This window comes from Pseudomonas trutticola BRTCR10 (genome assembly GCF_056155105.1).
Window position 1 is genome coordinate 739,584 of sequence record NZ_CM149552.1, and the last position, 14,548, is coordinate 754,131.

At 60.5% G+C, this 14,548-nt stretch carries 15 protein-coding genes; 7 read left to right on the forward strand and 8 right to left on the reverse strand.

Features of this window, described 5'->3' with window-relative positions:
• Window positions 1-103 precede the first annotated feature (103 nt).
• The 8 genes from ACVVH8_RS03190 to cbiE form a co-directional block, all read right to left on the reverse strand.
• Window positions 104-2,224 (reverse strand): TonB-dependent copper receptor, encoded by a 2,121-nt coding sequence (locus tag ACVVH8_RS03190; protein WP_475228450.1) that lies wholly within the window; start codon window positions 2,222-2,224, stop codon window positions 104-106.
• An 84-nt stretch (window positions 2,225-2,308) separates the two neighbouring features.
• A complete protein-coding gene (locus ACVVH8_RS03195) occupies window positions 2,309-2,755 on the reverse strand; it encodes a DUF2946 domain-containing protein (RefSeq protein ID WP_213027417.1) in 447 nt (148 codons plus the stop codon).
• A gap of 21 nt (window positions 2,756-2,776) precedes the next feature.
• Window positions 2,777-3,256, reverse strand: a complete 480-nt coding sequence (locus ACVVH8_RS03200) for a copper chaperone PCu(A)C (RefSeq protein WP_475228452.1) — start codon at window positions 3,254-3,256, stop codon at window positions 2,777-2,779.
• A gap of 48 nt (window positions 3,257-3,304) precedes the next feature.
• On the reverse strand, window positions 3,305-3,703 hold the full coding sequence (locus ACVVH8_RS03205; RefSeq protein ID WP_475228455.1) for a DUF2946 domain-containing protein: 399 nt from the start codon (window positions 3,701-3,703) through the stop codon (window positions 3,305-3,307).
• A gap of 47 nt (window positions 3,704-3,750) precedes the next feature.
• A complete protein-coding gene (locus tag ACVVH8_RS03210; protein ID WP_103306115.1) occupies window positions 3,751-4,062 on the reverse strand; it encodes a hypothetical protein in 312 nt (103 codons plus the stop codon).
• Between the two features lie 261 nt (window positions 4,063-4,323).
• Window positions 4,324-5,046 (reverse strand): cobalt-precorrin-6A reductase, encoded by a 723-nt coding sequence (locus ACVVH8_RS03215; RefSeq protein ID WP_401300283.1) that lies wholly within the window; start codon window positions 5,044-5,046, stop codon window positions 4,324-4,326.
• Window positions 5,043-6,140 (reverse strand): cobalt-precorrin-5B (C(1))-methyltransferase, encoded by a 1,098-nt coding sequence (locus ACVVH8_RS03220; RefSeq protein WP_475228458.1) that lies wholly within the window; start codon window positions 6,138-6,140, stop codon window positions 5,043-5,045. Before ACVVH8_RS03220 ends, ACVVH8_RS03215 begins: the two co-directional genes overlap by 4 nt.
• Window positions 6,133-7,344, reverse strand: coding sequence for a precorrin-6y C5,15-methyltransferase (decarboxylating) subunit CbiE (cbiE, locus tag ACVVH8_RS03225; protein WP_475228460.1), 1,212 nt, complete (start codon window positions 7,342-7,344; stop codon window positions 6,133-6,135). Before cbiE ends, ACVVH8_RS03220 begins: the two co-directional genes overlap by 8 nt.
• Before the next feature lie 240 nt (window positions 7,345-7,584).
• On the opposite strand from cbiE, the gene ACVVH8_RS03230 reads away from it, so the two are divergent.
• The 7 genes from ACVVH8_RS03230 (at window position 7,585) to cobJ (ending at window position 14,428) form a co-directional block, all read left to right on the forward strand.
• The gene (locus tag ACVVH8_RS03230) at window positions 7,585-8,256 is read left to right on the forward strand and encodes a hypothetical protein (RefSeq protein WP_475228462.1); all 672 of its coding nucleotides are present in this window, start codon (window positions 7,585-7,587) and stop codon (window positions 8,254-8,256) included.
• Between the two features lie 139 nt (window positions 8,257-8,395).
• On the forward strand, window positions 8,396-9,220 hold the full coding sequence (locus tag ACVVH8_RS03235; RefSeq protein ID WP_213027425.1) for a hypothetical protein: 825 nt from the start codon (window positions 8,396-8,398) through the stop codon (window positions 9,218-9,220).
• A gap of 51 nt (window positions 9,221-9,271) precedes the next feature.
• Window positions 9,272-9,931, forward strand: a complete 660-nt coding sequence (locus ACVVH8_RS03240; RefSeq protein ID WP_475228465.1) for a hypothetical protein — start codon at window positions 9,272-9,274, stop codon at window positions 9,929-9,931.
• Between the two features lie 148 nt (window positions 9,932-10,079).
• The gene (gene cobG / locus ACVVH8_RS03245; protein WP_475228467.1) at window positions 10,080-11,378 is read left to right on the forward strand and encodes a precorrin-3B synthase; all 1,299 of its coding nucleotides are present in this window, start codon (window positions 10,080-10,082) and stop codon (window positions 11,376-11,378) included.
• Window positions 11,371-11,997 (forward strand): precorrin-8X methylmutase, encoded by a 627-nt coding sequence (locus tag ACVVH8_RS03250; RefSeq protein ID WP_213027428.1) that lies wholly within the window; start codon window positions 11,371-11,373, stop codon window positions 11,995-11,997. The genes cobG and ACVVH8_RS03250 overlap by 8 nt, the downstream gene beginning before the upstream one ends.
• Window positions 11,994-12,728, forward strand: a complete 735-nt coding sequence (locus tag ACVVH8_RS03255) for a precorrin-2 C(20)-methyltransferase (protein ID WP_475228468.1) — start codon at window positions 11,994-11,996, stop codon at window positions 12,726-12,728. The genes ACVVH8_RS03250 and ACVVH8_RS03255 overlap by 4 nt, the downstream gene beginning before the upstream one ends.
• Entirely contained in the window at window positions 12,728-14,428 is a 1,701-nt protein-coding gene (gene cobJ, locus ACVVH8_RS03260) for a precorrin-3B C(17)-methyltransferase (RefSeq protein WP_213027429.1), read from the forward strand. Before ACVVH8_RS03255 ends, cobJ begins: the two co-directional genes overlap by 1 nt.
• The last annotated feature ends 120 nt before the right edge of the window (window positions 14,429-14,548 follow it).

A 14,548-nucleotide genomic window follows, 5' to 3' on the forward strand; every position in this document is an offset into this window, starting at 1 on the left:
CCCTGTGGGAGCGAGCCTGCTCGCGAAGGGGACGGCACATCCAACATTGATGTCGTCTGGCACGATGCCTTCGCGAGCAGGCTCGCTCCCACGTGGGTGGGTGTCAGAAACTCATGTCCACCTTGGTCCAGAGCGTGCGCCCCGGTTCATTAATCGCTTGCGGGTCATTGGCCGGGTAGCCGAAACCGGCGTTGCCCGCCAGGTTCAGGTGTTCGGCGTACGCCTTGCCGAACAGGTTGTCGACGCCGCTGCTGACCTTCCAGTTTTTGTTGATCCGGTAGGCACCGTTGAGCGAGAACACGCCGAAGCCGGAACTCTTGTCGTAATCCTTGCCGACCACGTTGCCCTTGTTCTGGTCGATGCGGTTTTGCGCAGCAACCACCCTCCACAGCGCGCCGGCGCTCCAGTTGTTTTCGGTATAGGTCAGGCCGAAACGTGCATCCAGCGGCGGCATCTGCGGCAGTGCCTTGCCGTCGCTGCTGTTCTTGCCCCAGGCGTAGGCCAGGGTCGCATCGGCTTTCCAGTTGTCGGTGAGGTTGTAAGCGGCACCGAGTTCACCGCCCATGATCCGCGCGTCGATGTTTTCCGCGCGCGAAGTGCTCATGCCCATCCTCGTCGGCGTGTAGTCGAACAGGATGTAGTCACGCACCACGCCGATGTAGCCCGAGGCCCAGGCTTCGAGGTCGGCGCTCTTGTAGTTCACGCCGAAGTCGAGTTGAGTGGTCTTTTCCGGTTTGATCGAATCGAAGGCATTGACCGAGCCCGCCGGGCCGGATTTCGGCGAGAACAGCTCCCAGTAATCCGGAAAGCGTTGCGCGTGACCGAGGCCGGCGTAGAGCGTGGTCGGGCTGTCGGCCAGGTCATGCTCGTAACGTACAAAGCCGCTTGGCAGGGTGTCGGCGCGGGTTTCATCGGCGGTGGGATTCGGCCGGGACATCATTCCGGAACCGCTGCTCTGCCGATAATCCTTGGCCGAGGCGCGATCAACCCGGGCGCCAGTGATCAGCCGATCACGGTCGGCGGCGTACCAGGTCATTTCGCTGAACACGCCGTAGTTATGAAAGTCGGCGTCCTTGGTGTAGGGCTGATCCTTGTAGGTATCGATGCCCATGCCGCTGCGCTGACGGTGTTCGTTGGTCTGCGCATCGAGACCGGTGATCAGCTGGATATCAGCCCAGCGCCAGGTGGCTTTGATCCGTGCGCCTAGGGTGCGACGGTCAACGTTGGACGCCATCGGCCCGGCCATCATCCCGGTGCCGGATGGTTTGCGCAGGGTGTAGTTGTCCATCACATGATCGGCGTAGTTGTAGTAGACCTGCGCCTCCAGCTTCTCCAGCACGTCGCTGATGTTGGATTTCTCAACGCGCAGACCGAGGCTTTCGCGCAGGAACTGCGAGCCGTCCATACCCCGCCCGGCATAGCGCGCCTCGCCGTCGCCCTTGCCGGCAGTCAGTTCGATCAGGGTGTCAGCGTCCGGCGTCCAGCCGAGCGCAACGTCGCCGTTCCACTTGTCGTAACGCGAGCCGACGATGTCGTTGTTACCGTCGCGATAGTCGTCGGAATGCGCGGTGTTGCCGATCACCCGCACGTAGCCCAATGGCCCGCCGGCAGCGGCGTCGACGACTTTGTCGAAGCGCCCGTGGGAGCCGGCCAGAATGCTCGCATTCACTCGGGTGCCGAGTTCGCCGAAGCTCTCCGGTTCTCGGTCAAACAGCACCGTGCCCGCCGAGGCGCCGGGACCGTAGAGTACGGTTTGCGGGCCTTTGATCACAGTGAGTTTGTCGTAGGTTTCCGGCGAGATGTACGAGGTCGGCGCGTCCATCCGGCCCGGGCAGGCGCCGAGCATCACGCCGCCGTTGGTGAGGATGTTCAGGCGTGAGCCGAACATGCCGCGCAACACTGGATCGCCGTTGGTGCCGCCATTGCGCACCAGGGCAAAGCCCGGGATGGTTTTCAGATAATCACCGCCATCGCTGGCCGGCACCGGTTGGCGCGGGTCCTTGGGGTTGGTGACGATGGTCAATGGCGAGCTCGGCGCGATGGCGGTGATCACCGTCGGGCTCAGCTCTTCCAAATGGCCGGTGTGCTCATCGGCCAGCACCAGCGGGGCCAGCAATACGCCGCAAAGGACGGCGGTAGCGTGCGAGAAACGAATCCGCGATTCGTTCAAGGCAAAGGACGCCTGGGCAGAGCCCGAGCGTGGAACAGCAAAAAACCTGGACATGACAATTTCCATCAAACAGTCGTAAACGACACGGCCGGCAGCCTGAAGCTGTCTTCTCAACCGTGTGCAATCAGAGGCGGGTGATTACGCTGCGATGGGCGGTGCGCGGCTGCGGGCGCCGGGGAAGAAGGTTTGCCGGGCGTGGCCCAGGCGTGGAGAGGGCGCTGTGAAGGTGTTGACGTGGGCGATGCTGAACGTGGCAAAAGTACCACCGCCGGTCAGCGCCGGACAGTTGAACAGCAGGCTGCAATAACCGCACTTTTCCCACATCGCGTGATGTGAGGTTTGCGGCGGACAGTGTTCGGCGACAGGTTTTGCAGCGTGCCCGGAGTGATCCATGCCGGGCATTTCCATCGACATGTCCATGCTCATTGGCATGGATGTCGAGGCGTGCTGATCCATCGGCATCGACTGAGAAATCAGTGGGCCGATGAAGATCATCAACATGGCGAACAGGGCGATCCAGCTGCCGCAGGTCAGGTGTTCAGCCTGACGGCGTGGCGCGGAGGGCCTGGCGCTCAACGGGCGCATGGGCGACGTCAACCGGATCGGTTATTGGGCGTGCGCGTGTTCCGGCATGTCTTGCGGCGGCTTCTTCTGCACGGCGACTTCGACGGTGACGTCACCGGCCTTTTCGAAATGCATCGTCAGGGGGAAGCGCTTGCCGTCGCTGAGCAGACTGCGATCGGTTGGGTTGAGCAGCATTACGTGATAAGCCATCGGCGCGAAGGTTACCTCGCCGCCGGCAGGGACTTCGACGCTCGGCACTTGCTGCATCTTCATCAGATCGCCCTGCATCACGTGCTCGTGCAGTTGCGCTTCAGGGGCGATTGGCGAATCAACGCTGAGCAGGCGATCAGCGGTTTTGCCGGCGTTGTGAATCACGAAATAGGCGGCAACCGTCGGCGCGTTGGGCGGCAGCTCTTGCGACCACGGATGAGCGATTTCCAGCTCGCCGGCCTTGTATTCGTGGGCATGGGCGAAGCACGCAGGCACCAGCAGCGCAGCGATGACGATCAGTTTGTTCAACATGGCAGTTCTCCAGAATGATTTGAAACGCAGGTCAATTGCGCGAACAAATCAAACCAGAGGGGAAGCGCGGGGGTTGAGACTTGGCCATTGCTGGCGCGGTGTGGGAGTTTGCAGTGAGGCGGGCGCCACGCTGCGATTGCTTTCATAGCGGGCGAAATACAGCTGCGGCGTATGCCCCGGCAGCGCCACCAATGGCGCCGAGCCCGAGCAGCACCAGCAATGCTGCATGTTGGAATGGCTATCGTTGGGCGGGGCTTGCTGATCGGTGGCGGCAATGTTGATCGCGACCATCTTCGTCCCGCTGCCGGTGCAGAAACTGCTCCAGAGCAATTGTTCGGCCGGTGAATTGGCCGCCTGCGCCATCGCTCCCGTCATCGGCATGGCGAGCATGTTGAACAGCACTGCAAAGCAGGCGATCCAGGCAAATGCTAACCGGTGTCGGTTCATGGGACAGATCCGTTGGGTGGGCGATCAGGCGCGGCTATTTAGCCTGATCAGGGCCGATAAGTAAAAAAGCGTCGTGCGGTTTGGTGTCGCAGCGCCTCTTGCAAGAGGTTGAGGAGTCTGCGCCCGAGTTCGATTTCGCCACTGTGAATGAGTGTAGCGGCTTCGATTCGCAATGCCTGGGCGAAATTCGGGTCGTTTTCTATTCGTTCACGAATGGTCTGCATGACGTCTCGGAATGCTAATCGGTTGAGTTGCCCATCGCCCGAGTCTTCGACTTCGCAACCCTTGATGTACTGGCCAAGATCGGCAGGTGTTTTGAGAAAGTCCTTGACGTCGAAACGGAGGAATTTTTCTGACATAGGATGTACACGCCCTAGGATTGGAAGACGGTGAGCGTAAGTGTGGACTCTGGATGCTGAAAGTCGGTGATTCGTTAAGTTGTTGTGGGCTGTGTCCTGCGTGGTTGTAGGATTAAAGGCATATGCAGGCAGAACAGACGTCATCGCGGGCAAGCCCGCTCCCACAGGTTGCGAGGCGTACACAAAATCTGGATACACCACCGATTACTGTGGGAGCGGGCTTGCCCGCGAAGGCGGACTTACGTTTTCGATGTTTCAGGGTTAACAAACAGTCGCGAGGGCGGCGAGGACTTCAGACGTTGATGCAAACTCCCGATCAACCGCCGGCAACCCCGGCCTCTTCAACACAATCACCGGCACCCCACGCTCGCGCGCCACTTCCAGCTTCGGCTCGGTCGCGGTGCTGCCGCTGTTCTTGCTGATCAGCACATCGATCTGCCGCCGCTCGAACAGCGCCCGTTCATCCTTGAGCAGAAACGGCCCGCGGGCGCCGATCACTTCGCAGCGCTCGTTGCCCGGATAAACATCCAGTGCGCGCAGGGTCCAGAACTGGTCAACAGGGATTTCGTCGAGGTGTTGCAGCGGCTCGCGACCGAGGGTGAACAATGGGCGGTGAAACGGTTTGAGTGCGGCGATCAGTTCGGCCCAATCGCTGACTTCGCGCCAGTCATCGCCCGGCTGCGGCTGCCACGCAGGACGACGCAAGGCCCAGCAGGGGATGCCAGTCAGTTGCGCGGCGGTGGCGGCGTTCAGACTGATTTGCGCGGCATAAGGATGAGTCGCATCGAGCAGCAGATCGATGCCTTCGTCACGAACGAATTGCGCCAGACCTTCGGCACCGCCATAGCCACCGACGCGCACCTGACAGCTCAAATCAGTCGGCACCCGGCCAACCCCGGCCAAACTGTAAATGTGTTCCGGCCCCAGCGTGCGAGCAATCGCCAGCGCTTCGGTCACACCGCCCAGCAGCAGAATCCGCTTCATTGAAAACCTCCAGCATGGCCGACAATCCCGCCCTGACGATCAATCGCAAACACCTCGACCTGCACCTGCGCCGGCACCACGCTGCGAGCGAAATTCAACGCATGGCGACAGACCTCATCGCCCAGCGCGATCCCCGCCGCACTGGCCATGGCCAATGCCTGCTGACTGGTGTTCGCCTCACAAATACCTTGCTGTAAAACCTCATCAGCACCAATCGCCGCCGCCCACTGCGCCAGTTGCGGCAGGTCGATGCTCGAATGTCTTGAGTGCAGATCCATATGCCCGGCCGCGAGTTTGCTGATCTTGCCGAAGCCCCCGCACAGACTGAGTTTATCCACAGGCACTTTGCGCAAATGCTTGAGCACCGCGCCGACAAAGTCACCCATCTCGATCAGGGCGATTTCCGGCAGGTCGTAGACCCTTCGCATGGTGTCTTCGCTGGCATTGCCGGTGCACGCGGCGATATGCAGGTAGCCGTTGGTCTTGGCGACATCAATGCCTTGATGGATCGACGCGATGTAAGCCGCGCAGGAAAATGGCCGGACGATGCCGCTGGTGCCGAGGATCGACAGGCCGCCGAGAATGCCCAGGCGCGGGTTCATGGTTTTCAGCGCCAGCGCTTCGCCGCCTTCGACGTTGACCGTGACGTCGAAGCCGCCGGTATAACCGGTTTCGGTGGCGAGCAGGCTCAGGTGATCACTGATCATTTTGCGCGGCACCGGATTAATCGCCGGTTCGCCGACGCCCAGCACCAGTCCGGGGCGGGTCACGGTGCCGACGCCAACACCGGCAATGAAACGGATTCCCGGTTCGTCTTTCAGCTGCACTCGCGAATAAAGCAGCGCGCCGTGGGTCACGTCCGGGTCGTCACCGGCATCCTTTATGGTCCCGGCTTCGGCGCCGTCAGCGGTCAGGCGACAGAACTCCAGACGCATCTGCACTTGCTTGCCCTTGGGCAACACAATCTGCACCGCGTCGGCCGAGATCCCGCCGAGCAACAGGCGAGCGGCGGCGAGGCTGGTGGCGGTGGCGCAACTGCCGGTGGTCAGGCCGCTGCGCAGCGGTGCGGGTTGTTCGGCGGTTTCGTCACGCATCGAGAGGTTTGACCAGATCGAGCAGAGTGATCGGCAGCGCCTGGCGCCAGGTGTCGAACTCGCCGAGCGGTTGCGCCTGGGCGACATGGATGCGTGTCAACTCGCCGCCGAAGCGTTCGCGCCAGTTCATCAGGGTGACTTCGCTTTGCAGGGTGACCGCGTTGGCGACCAGTCGGCCGCCGGGTTTGAGTTGTTCCCAGCAGGTCTCGAACACACCGTCGCGGGTCACGCCGCCACCAATGAATATCGCGTCCGGGCGCTCCAGTCCGGCGAGTGCCTGCGGTGCACGACCACGGATCAATTGCAGGCCGGGCACGCCCAGCGCATCGCGGTTGTATTCGATCAATTGCTGGCGGCCGTCATCGGCCTCGATAGCGAGTGTTCGGCAACTCGGATGCGCGCGCATCCACTCGATGCCGATCGAGCCGCTGCCGGCGCCGACGTCCCACAGCAGTTCGCCGGGCGTCGGGGCGAGCCGGGCGAGGGTGATGGCACGCACGTCGCGTTTGGTCAGTTGGCCGTCATGCCGGAAAGCCGAGTCGGGCAGCCCGGCCAAACGCGACAGGCGCGGCGTATCGGCATCGGCCAGACATTCGAGGGCGATGACATTCAGATCGGCAATCGGTGAGTCGTTCCAGTCATTGGCCGTGCCATCGACGCGGCGTTCGGCGCTACCACCCAGATGCTCCAGCACGCTCATCCGACTCGGACCGAAGCCACGCTCACGTAGCAATTGCGCGACCGCCGCCGGACTCTGTCCGTCATTGCTCAGCAACAACAGGCGCACGCCACTGAACAAATGCGCGTTGAGCGCTGCAGGCGGCCGGGCCACCAAGGACAGCATCACCACCTCTTGCAACGGCCAGCCGAGACGGGCGGCGGCCAGCGAACAGGACGACGGCGCCGGTAGGATCAGCATCTCGTCACTCGGTATCTGCCGCGCCAGGCTGGCGCCGACGCCGTAGAACATCGGGTCACCGCTGGCCAAGACGCACACCGCTTCGCCACGCTGTTCCAGCACGGGCGCCAGGGAGAAAGGACTTGGCCACAATTGCCGTTCACCGCGAATGCACACCGGCAACAGGTCCAGTTGGCGCTGGCCACCGACAATCCGCGAGGCGCCCATCAGGGCTCGCCGGGCATTTTTGCCCAAGCCCTTGAAGCCGTCTTCACCGATTCCCACAACCGTCAGCCAGGGTGTCATGCCGTTCCTCAATCGCGTGCTTAACCATTAATGGGCGACATGATAACGCGATGGCTGCGCACTGACTGCTATCGATTTTTACAGAACTAGCGGAAATCAAATGTTTAGGTTGTTTTTCTAAAGGCTATTTATTTGTTGTTAAGTTGTTGTTGAGTGGCGCGCAACTTTATTAACGGATGTGCGCGCAGTATTAATCGTCAAGTGCCGCCAGGCCAATGAATGTTAAGGAGTAACTTGTATATGAGCACCGTTCAACAACCGTTCAATTCACTCTCTGATGAAAGCAGTTCAACGGTAATGGGCAGTAATGTACTGTCTTTTTTTGCCGGGCTGACGCACGCGGATAAGCAGTTCATCAAGAACAGCATGCGCTGGGCGGAATACCGGGCTGACCAACGCTTTAACAGAAAGCGGTCTTCTGCAGACTGGTTCGAGTTTTACTCAGGCGTCATGTGGTCCGTCGGTTGGGGTCTGGAGCATGCCCCGGTCATTGTCGCAGCTCGTGATTTTTCCGGTGATGTGCTGGAGGTGTGGGCGAATTCATTGTCAACTCAATTAAGCAGGGAAAAGGTCAGCCGGATGAAAGAGACGTTTCAGCGGCTTGAGTACAATCCGGGAGCTATTGAGTTGTTTACCGACTGCACACGCAAGTGGGGCGACTTCCGTTTTTCCCCAGCGCAATACAATTTTCACAAGGAGTTGGAGATTGTGATCAGTAACGTTCGTTTGCTGAGTTCCGAATGGGTATCAACTCATCTGTTCTGGAATCTCCGGCACACGACGTCGCAACTTGATATTCAGTCCCGACGCTTTGTGATCACGCCGCGGCAGATGGATCGATATCGGGATTCATTGGCAGAATCATTGCGTGAAATGCGCATGAAGGAAATAGAACTTTCGGCTGGCGTCTGACTTGCTGAAAATATGGCCGTATTAGTGTTCTGTTTTCTGAAACTAATTGAATGAAATGCAAGTTGCCTGGGCGCTGGATGACGGTTACTTTGCAACTACGCCATGACGGCGTTCTAACTAACTCGAAGGAATCGTATTTATGAATGAAGTTACTGGTCACGTTCTTACCGCTGCGCAACGTATTGCGTTTATCAAGGAGAATAACGAAGTCATTGCGGCGCAATCCCAACCGGTACTGCAACCGCGTGTCGCCAGCTTCGGTGCCGTATTGCCAGTCGACAAGGATGAACTGAACGCCGCCATTATGGGTTCGGGTGTTGCGGGTTTTGACGCAAGCATGTCCAAGCGCAGCAAACGGATTGTCAAAAATACCTATATGTATGCGGACCTGAGCGCCCTGCTCAAATTTCCGAACGCCAATCAGAGAGAGCAGCGCTACGCCGAGTTCATGCGAATCATGCAGCTGGCCGGTTGGTTTCCGTTTAGCCAACCCTATAACCGCTACACAGCGTCTTCGCAGAAACTGACCATGGATAACCTGGCGCTGTCTTTGATCCATACAGCGGTGGGTGCGGCAGTCAATCAAGGTCAAGCCGCATTAAAAGTGCTATCGACTGTAGCGGACGCCACTCTGGAAGCTCTCAAGAACGAGCCGGAAGCATTGAAGCTGTTTGAGAAAAACTCGAAAAGAGCTGAAGGTGGCAACTTCTGCATGACCAGTTCGCTGGAGGATGCTGACGGTGAAATCACTATGGCAGTCGCCGCGGTGCAGTACTTCGCCAAGGCTCAGCCCACCAAGGTCCTGTTTGTTGAATGGTCCAGTTCCAGTGTCGAGATCTACAACGGCGCCACCACCATGACTATCGAAGAACAAGACTATCTGGATGTCGAGCCATTGATCATCAAAACACTCGCCGAACAGCGTAAAAAAGCACTGAGCATAGAGTTTGGCAAAGCAGCCTGAATTCAAATAAAGCCAGAGGCGTAAGCCTCTGGTTTTCAGGAGATGGAAAAAATGGACTTTAACTCTGGATATAAACCGTTCATATGTGCGGGCGCTGTTATTTTGGTGGCGAATGACTTGTCGGAATCGAATACCCGCGACATTCTTGATGCGTTGCTTTACGCACAAACCGCTGCCGCTAATAACGTTACGGACTTTTCCCAGGCAGCGTCATGGACCAACGCCCACAAAATCGCGATGAGGGTGACCGGTGCAATGCTGCTGGACGATCCCGATGCAAGTCTTCCTGCCCCGATGCACGACAGTTTCAGCTTGATCGAGTTGGTGCAAAAGGTTTTACGCAACTGGCCGCTTGGCACAGCTGCGTCGGTATTGGATTCAACAGGGCAGAGTCGGCTTGATCTGCGGTTTTCGACACCCGCGATTGAGACGCTTCAACAGCACGTTGTGCATCAGGGCAGATGGGTACGGTTTATGTTCAGCCTCATTTCCGCCGATTTGACCATCACGACGGTGATGATCGCTTTCGAGTTTGATGAGGTCATGGGCAATGTTCTTCAGCACCGATTCAACACAGAAAAAGTACTGGGTAACTTATCTGTAGACGGTTATAGGGCGCAGGCAGATCCGGAGGACTATGAGTTTTCTCGCGCAACAATCATTTCGTTGTTGGGCGAACTTCGCAATGAACACATTATCGCTTTGGCTTAAGGGATTGCTCGTCGCTCGAGCGTTTTCAACTCAACTGCTGCCCGGTCAGTCAGACGATCCGACGGCAGACTTTTCATGCCGTCGGACAAAGCAGGCATAATACCGCGCCTTTCCCACGCAACCGGTCAGCCCCTTGAACGAACGCCCGATGTCCACCGCCATACGCCCCTCGGCTTGCCCGGGGTTGCTGCGTATTGTCCAGGCATTGGACGGTGGCATCTGCCGGATCAAACTCAATGGCGGCTCAATCAGCGCCGACCAGGCAGATGCTGTGGCCAATGCCGCCGAGCAATTCGCGGGCGGGGCGATCGAGGCGACCAACCGCGCCAATCTGCAGATTCGCGGGATCGGCGAGCAAAGCAGTGCGCTGATCGACAGGCTGCTCGCCGCCGGGCTTGGGCCACGCAACGCAGCGGGCGACGACGTGCGCAACCTGATGCTCAGCCCGACCGCCGGGCTTGACCGGCAGATGCGCTTCGACACCCGCGCACTCGCCGAGCAGATTCTCGACACGCTGCAAAGCCACCCCCGTTTCCACGAGTTGAGCGCCAAGTTCGCTGTGCAACTGGATGGCGGTGAAGCACTGGCGATGCTCGAGCATCCGCATGATCTGTGGTTGTCGGCTTTCGAGCGCGACGGCGAAACGTTGCTCGCGTTCGGTCTGGCTGGGTGCCCGACGGATCGTGCGGTCGGCGCCGTGACCATGGAAAACGCACATGCGCTGGTGGTGGCGGTGCTGGAGTTGTTCCTGGATCTGGCTCGACCCGAGCAGACGCGGATGCGTCATTTGCTCGATGAGTTGCCGATGCTGGCGTTTCTTGAACAACTCAGGGCACGCCTGCCGATCAAGGCGAACAGCGGTTGGCAGCGCACCCCGGCAACAGGCGATCTGCATATCGGCGCTCACCAACAAAACGCGGACAACCTTGTTTACGTCGGCGCGGTGCCGCCCCTCGGTCGCCTCGACCCGATCATGCTGCGCGGTGCCGCTCGACTGGCCCGCCAGTTTGGCGACGGCAGCCTGCGCTTCACGCCGTGGCAGAGTCTGTTGCTGCCCAACGTAAAAGCGAGCGATGCCGCTCAATTGCTCGAAAGCCTCAAGAGCCTGAACTTGTTGACCGAGGCCGTTGAGCCCTTGTCGAGAATCATTGCCTGCACCGGCTCAAACGGCTGCGGCAAAGGTCTGGCCGACACCAAGCACGATGCCCGACGACTGGCGACGCTGTTGCCCCAGGCGCAGAGCGTGCACCTGTCCGGTTGCACGCGTTCATGCGCAGCCGCTCACTGTGCCCCGGCGACGTTGCTGGCCGTCAGTGCGGGTCATTACGACCTCTATTTTCGCGATGCAGCGCTGCCGGGTTTCGGCGCGTTGCACGCACGCAATCTTACTATTGAAGCGGCCGCGACCCTGCTCGCCGCCCGCTCCCGGAGCCCCCTTGATGCTTGATTACATCCGCGACGGTCAGGAGATCTATCGCAACTCCTTCGCGATCATTCGCAGCGAGGCCAATCTGGCGCGCATCCCGGCCGATCTGGAAAAACTCGCGGTGCGGGTGATCCACGCCTGCGGCATGGTCGAGGCCGTCGACGGTTTGCAGTTCTCTGAAGGTGCGGGCAAGGCCGGGCGCGATGCGCTGGCCGCCGGTGCGCCGATCCTCTGTGATGCGCGCATGGTGTCCGAAGGCGTGACTCGCGCGCGTTTGCCGGCGAATAACGAAGTGATCTGTACTTTGCGCGACGAAAGCGTGCCTGAGCTGGCCCGCGAGTTGGGCAACACCCGCTCTGCTGCCGCACTGGAACTGTGGCGCCCGCATCTGGCAGGCAGCGTGGTGGTGATCGGCAATGCGCCGACCGCGCTGTTCTATCTGTTGGAAATGCTCGACGCCGGCGCGCCGAAACCGGCGCTGATCCTCGGCTTCCCCGTGGGCTTCGTCGGTGCCGCCGAATCGAAAGCAGCGCTGGCCGCTGACAGTCGCGGCGTGCCGTTCGTAATCATGCAAGGTCGGCTCGGCGGCAGCGCCATGGCCGCCGCTGCGGTCAACGCCCTCGCCACGGAGATCGAATGATGCAGGCAAAAGGACGTTTGATTGGCCTGGGCGTCGGCCCCGGTGATCCGGAGCTGATTACCGTCAAGGCTCTGCGCCTGCTGCGCGAATCGCCGGTGGTGGCGTACTTCGTCGCCAAGGGTAAAAAGGGCAACGCTTTCGGCATCATCGAAGCACACCTGCAAGACGCGCAAAATCTGCTGCCGCTGGTGTATCCGGTGACCACTGAAGTCCTGCCGGCACCGCTGTCCTATGAGCAGGTCATCAGCGATTTCTACGACGAAGCCGCCGAGACCGTGGCCGCGCATCTGGATGCCGGTCGTGACGTGGCAGTGATCTGTGAGGGTGATCCGTTCTTCTACGGTTCCTACATGTATCTGCATGATCGGCTGGCCAGCCGCTACGAAGCGCAAGTGGTGCCGGGTGTGTGCTCGATGCTCGGTGGCGCTTCGGTGCTGGGTGCGCCGCTGGTGTATCGCAATCAGAGTCTGTCGGTGCTCTCCGGCGTGTTGCCCCATGAAGATCTCAAGCGACGCCTGGCCGATGCCGACGCAGCGGTGATCATGAAATTGGGGCGCAATTTCCCCAAGGTGCGTCAGGTGCTGGAAGAACTCGGTCTGGCCGAGCGCGCGCTGTACGTCGAGCGCGCGACCATGGCCAATCAGAAGATCGTGCCGATGGATCAGGTCGAGCCGATGTCGTCGCCGTACTTCTCGCTGATCATTGTGCCCGGCGAACGGTGGCAAGGCTGATGACTGCATCCACCCCCGCCATCGTCATACTCGGCCAAGGCAGCCTGGCCACGGCCCGCCGGATTCAGCAGGTGTACCCGGCCGCGCAGATCCACGGCCTCGCCGGACGGGTTGAAGGCGCCGACTGCATCTATCAGGAATTCGGCGCGACCCTGCGTGAGCTGTATCAGCAGGACACGCCGATCATTGCCCTGTGCGCTGCCGGGATTGTCATTCGGACACTGGCGCCACTGCTGCTGGAAAAAGGCGCCGAACCAGCGGTGCTGGCCGTCGCCGAAGACGGCAGCGCTGTGGTGCCACTGCTCGGAGGCCTCGGTGGCGTGAATGTCATGGCGCGGGAAATCGCGGCCGGGCTGCACGTCGCCGCAGCGATCACCACCAGTGGCGAATTGCGTTTTGGCACCTGCCTGCTCAACCCGCCGAGCGGTTATGCGCTGGCCGATCTGGAGCTGGGCAAGCGCTTTGTTTCCGACCTGCTGGCCGGGCACAGCGTGCGCATCGAAGGTGCGGCGCCGTGGCTGGAGCAAGCGCAATTGCCGGAAGATCCGCAGGCGCAGCGCTCGATTCATGTTGGCAGCGCCGAGCGTGCAGCGAGTGCCAATGAGTTGCTGATTTACCCGCGCAGTGTCGCGGTGGCGGTGAGCAGCGCAGTGGCGGACCTGCCGAATGCCGTTCGCTCAGCGTTGCAGCAGGCGAAAGTCGCGATGCAGGCTTTGGCCTGTCTGGTGGCGGCCGATACTGAAATGGCTGCGGCGAATCTGCGCGAAGCAGCGCTTGAACTGGGTGTGCCGTTACGCTTTGTCGCGGCACAGGATGGCATCGAGGCACTGGCGCTTGCTGCCGTGCCGGAGGCGCAAGTCGTCACGGCGAACGCCATGGCAATCGCGATCACCGAACAGCCCTTGGACGTCGAGAAAGTCGGCCGCCCACGCGGTCGTCTGGCCGTGATTGGCCTCGGCCCCGGCGCGGCTGAATTGATGGTGCCAGCGGTGAAAGCCGAACTGGCCCGCGCCACCGATGTGCTCGGCTACGAAACCTACGTGCGCATGGCCGGTCCGTTCCGCGACGATCAAGTGCAGCACTGCACCGACAACCGCGAAGAAATGCAGCGCGCCCGCCACGCCTTCAGATTGGCCGCTCAGGGTCGTTCGGTGATTGTCGTATCGTCCGGTGACCCGGGCGTGTTCGCCATGGCGGCGGCGGTGCTCGAAGCGTTGCACGAGTCGGATGATCCGGCCTGGCACAGCGTCGATCTGGAAATCCTCCCGGGCGTCTCGGCCTCGCTGGCCACCGCCGCGCAGGCCGGCGCACCGCTGGGTCACGACTTCTGCGTGATGTCGCTGTCGGACAACCTCAAGCCGTGGTCGATCATCGAAAAGCGTCTGGATCTGGCCGCCGAGGCGGATCTGGCGCTGGCGTTCTACAACCCGATCTCCCGCGCCCGTCCATGGCAGCTGGGTCGGGCGCTGGAAATCGTCGCGCAGCACCGCACGCCTGAAACGCCGGTGGTGCTGGGGCGTGACATTGGCCGGCCGGGGCAAACCTTGCGGACCACGACATTGGGCGCGCTGACCCCGGATCAAGTGGACATGCGCACGATGGTGCTGATTGGTTCGTCCACCACCTGCACGTTTCCTCGGGCGACGGGTGGTGACTGGGTCTATACACCGCGTTGGTATGGTGAAAAGCCGAATACCTGATCGCACTTCTCTGCGGCACAGAAGTATTTGTAAGCAACTTCGATTGCGGTGAGATCTGGTCAAGACTTTTGGCTTTAATAATCACTGCAAACAACAAAGCCGCGAACCTCCGGGTTCGCG

Coding starts and splice junctions, on each gene's coding strand:
- ACVVH8_RS03220 (WP_475228458.1), bottom strand. CDS start 6,140: ATGCGTGACGAAACCGCCGAACAACCCGCACCGCTGCGCAGCGGCCTG.
- ACVVH8_RS03250 (WP_213027428.1), top strand. CDS start 11,371: ATGCTTGATTACATCCGCGACGGTCAGGAGATCTATCGCAACTCCTTC.
- ACVVH8_RS03230 (WP_475228462.1), top strand. CDS start 7,585: ATGAGCACCGTTCAACAACCGTTCAATTCACTCTCTGATGAAAGCAGT.
- ACVVH8_RS03210 (WP_103306115.1), bottom strand. CDS start 4,062: ATGTCAGAAAAATTCCTCCGTTTCGACGTCAAGGACTTTCTCAAAACA.
- ACVVH8_RS03255 (WP_475228468.1), top strand. CDS start 11,994: ATGATGCAGGCAAAAGGACGTTTGATTGGCCTGGGCGTCGGCCCCGGT.
- ACVVH8_RS03190 (WP_475228450.1), bottom strand. CDS start 2,224: ATGTCCAGGTTTTTTGCTGTTCCACGCTCGGGCTCTGCCCAGGCGTCC.
- ACVVH8_RS03240 (WP_475228465.1), top strand. CDS start 9,272: ATGGACTTTAACTCTGGATATAAACCGTTCATATGTGCGGGCGCTGTT.
- ACVVH8_RS03235 (WP_213027425.1), top strand. CDS start 8,396: ATGAATGAAGTTACTGGTCACGTTCTTACCGCTGCGCAACGTATTGCG.
- cbiE (WP_475228460.1), bottom strand. CDS start 7,344: ATGACACCCTGGCTGACGGTTGTGGGAATCGGTGAAGACGGCTTCAAG.
- cobG (WP_475228467.1), top strand. CDS start 10,080: ATGTCCACCGCCATACGCCCCTCGGCTTGCCCGGGGTTGCTGCGTATT.
- ACVVH8_RS03215 (WP_401300283.1), bottom strand. CDS start 5,046: ATGAAGCGGATTCTGCTGCTGGGCGGTGTGACCGAAGCGCTGGCGATT.
- cobJ (WP_213027429.1), top strand. CDS start 12,728: ATGACTGCATCCACCCCCGCCATCGTCATACTCGGCCAAGGCAGCCTG.
- ACVVH8_RS03205 (WP_475228455.1), bottom strand. CDS start 3,703: ATGAACCGACACCGGTTAGCATTTGCCTGGATCGCCTGCTTTGCAGTG.
- ACVVH8_RS03200 (WP_475228452.1), bottom strand. CDS start 3,256: ATGTTGAACAAACTGATCGTCATCGCTGCGCTGCTGGTGCCTGCGTGC.
- ACVVH8_RS03195 (WP_213027417.1), bottom strand. CDS start 2,755: ATGCGCCCGTTGAGCGCCAGGCCCTCCGCGCCACGCCGTCAGGCTGAA.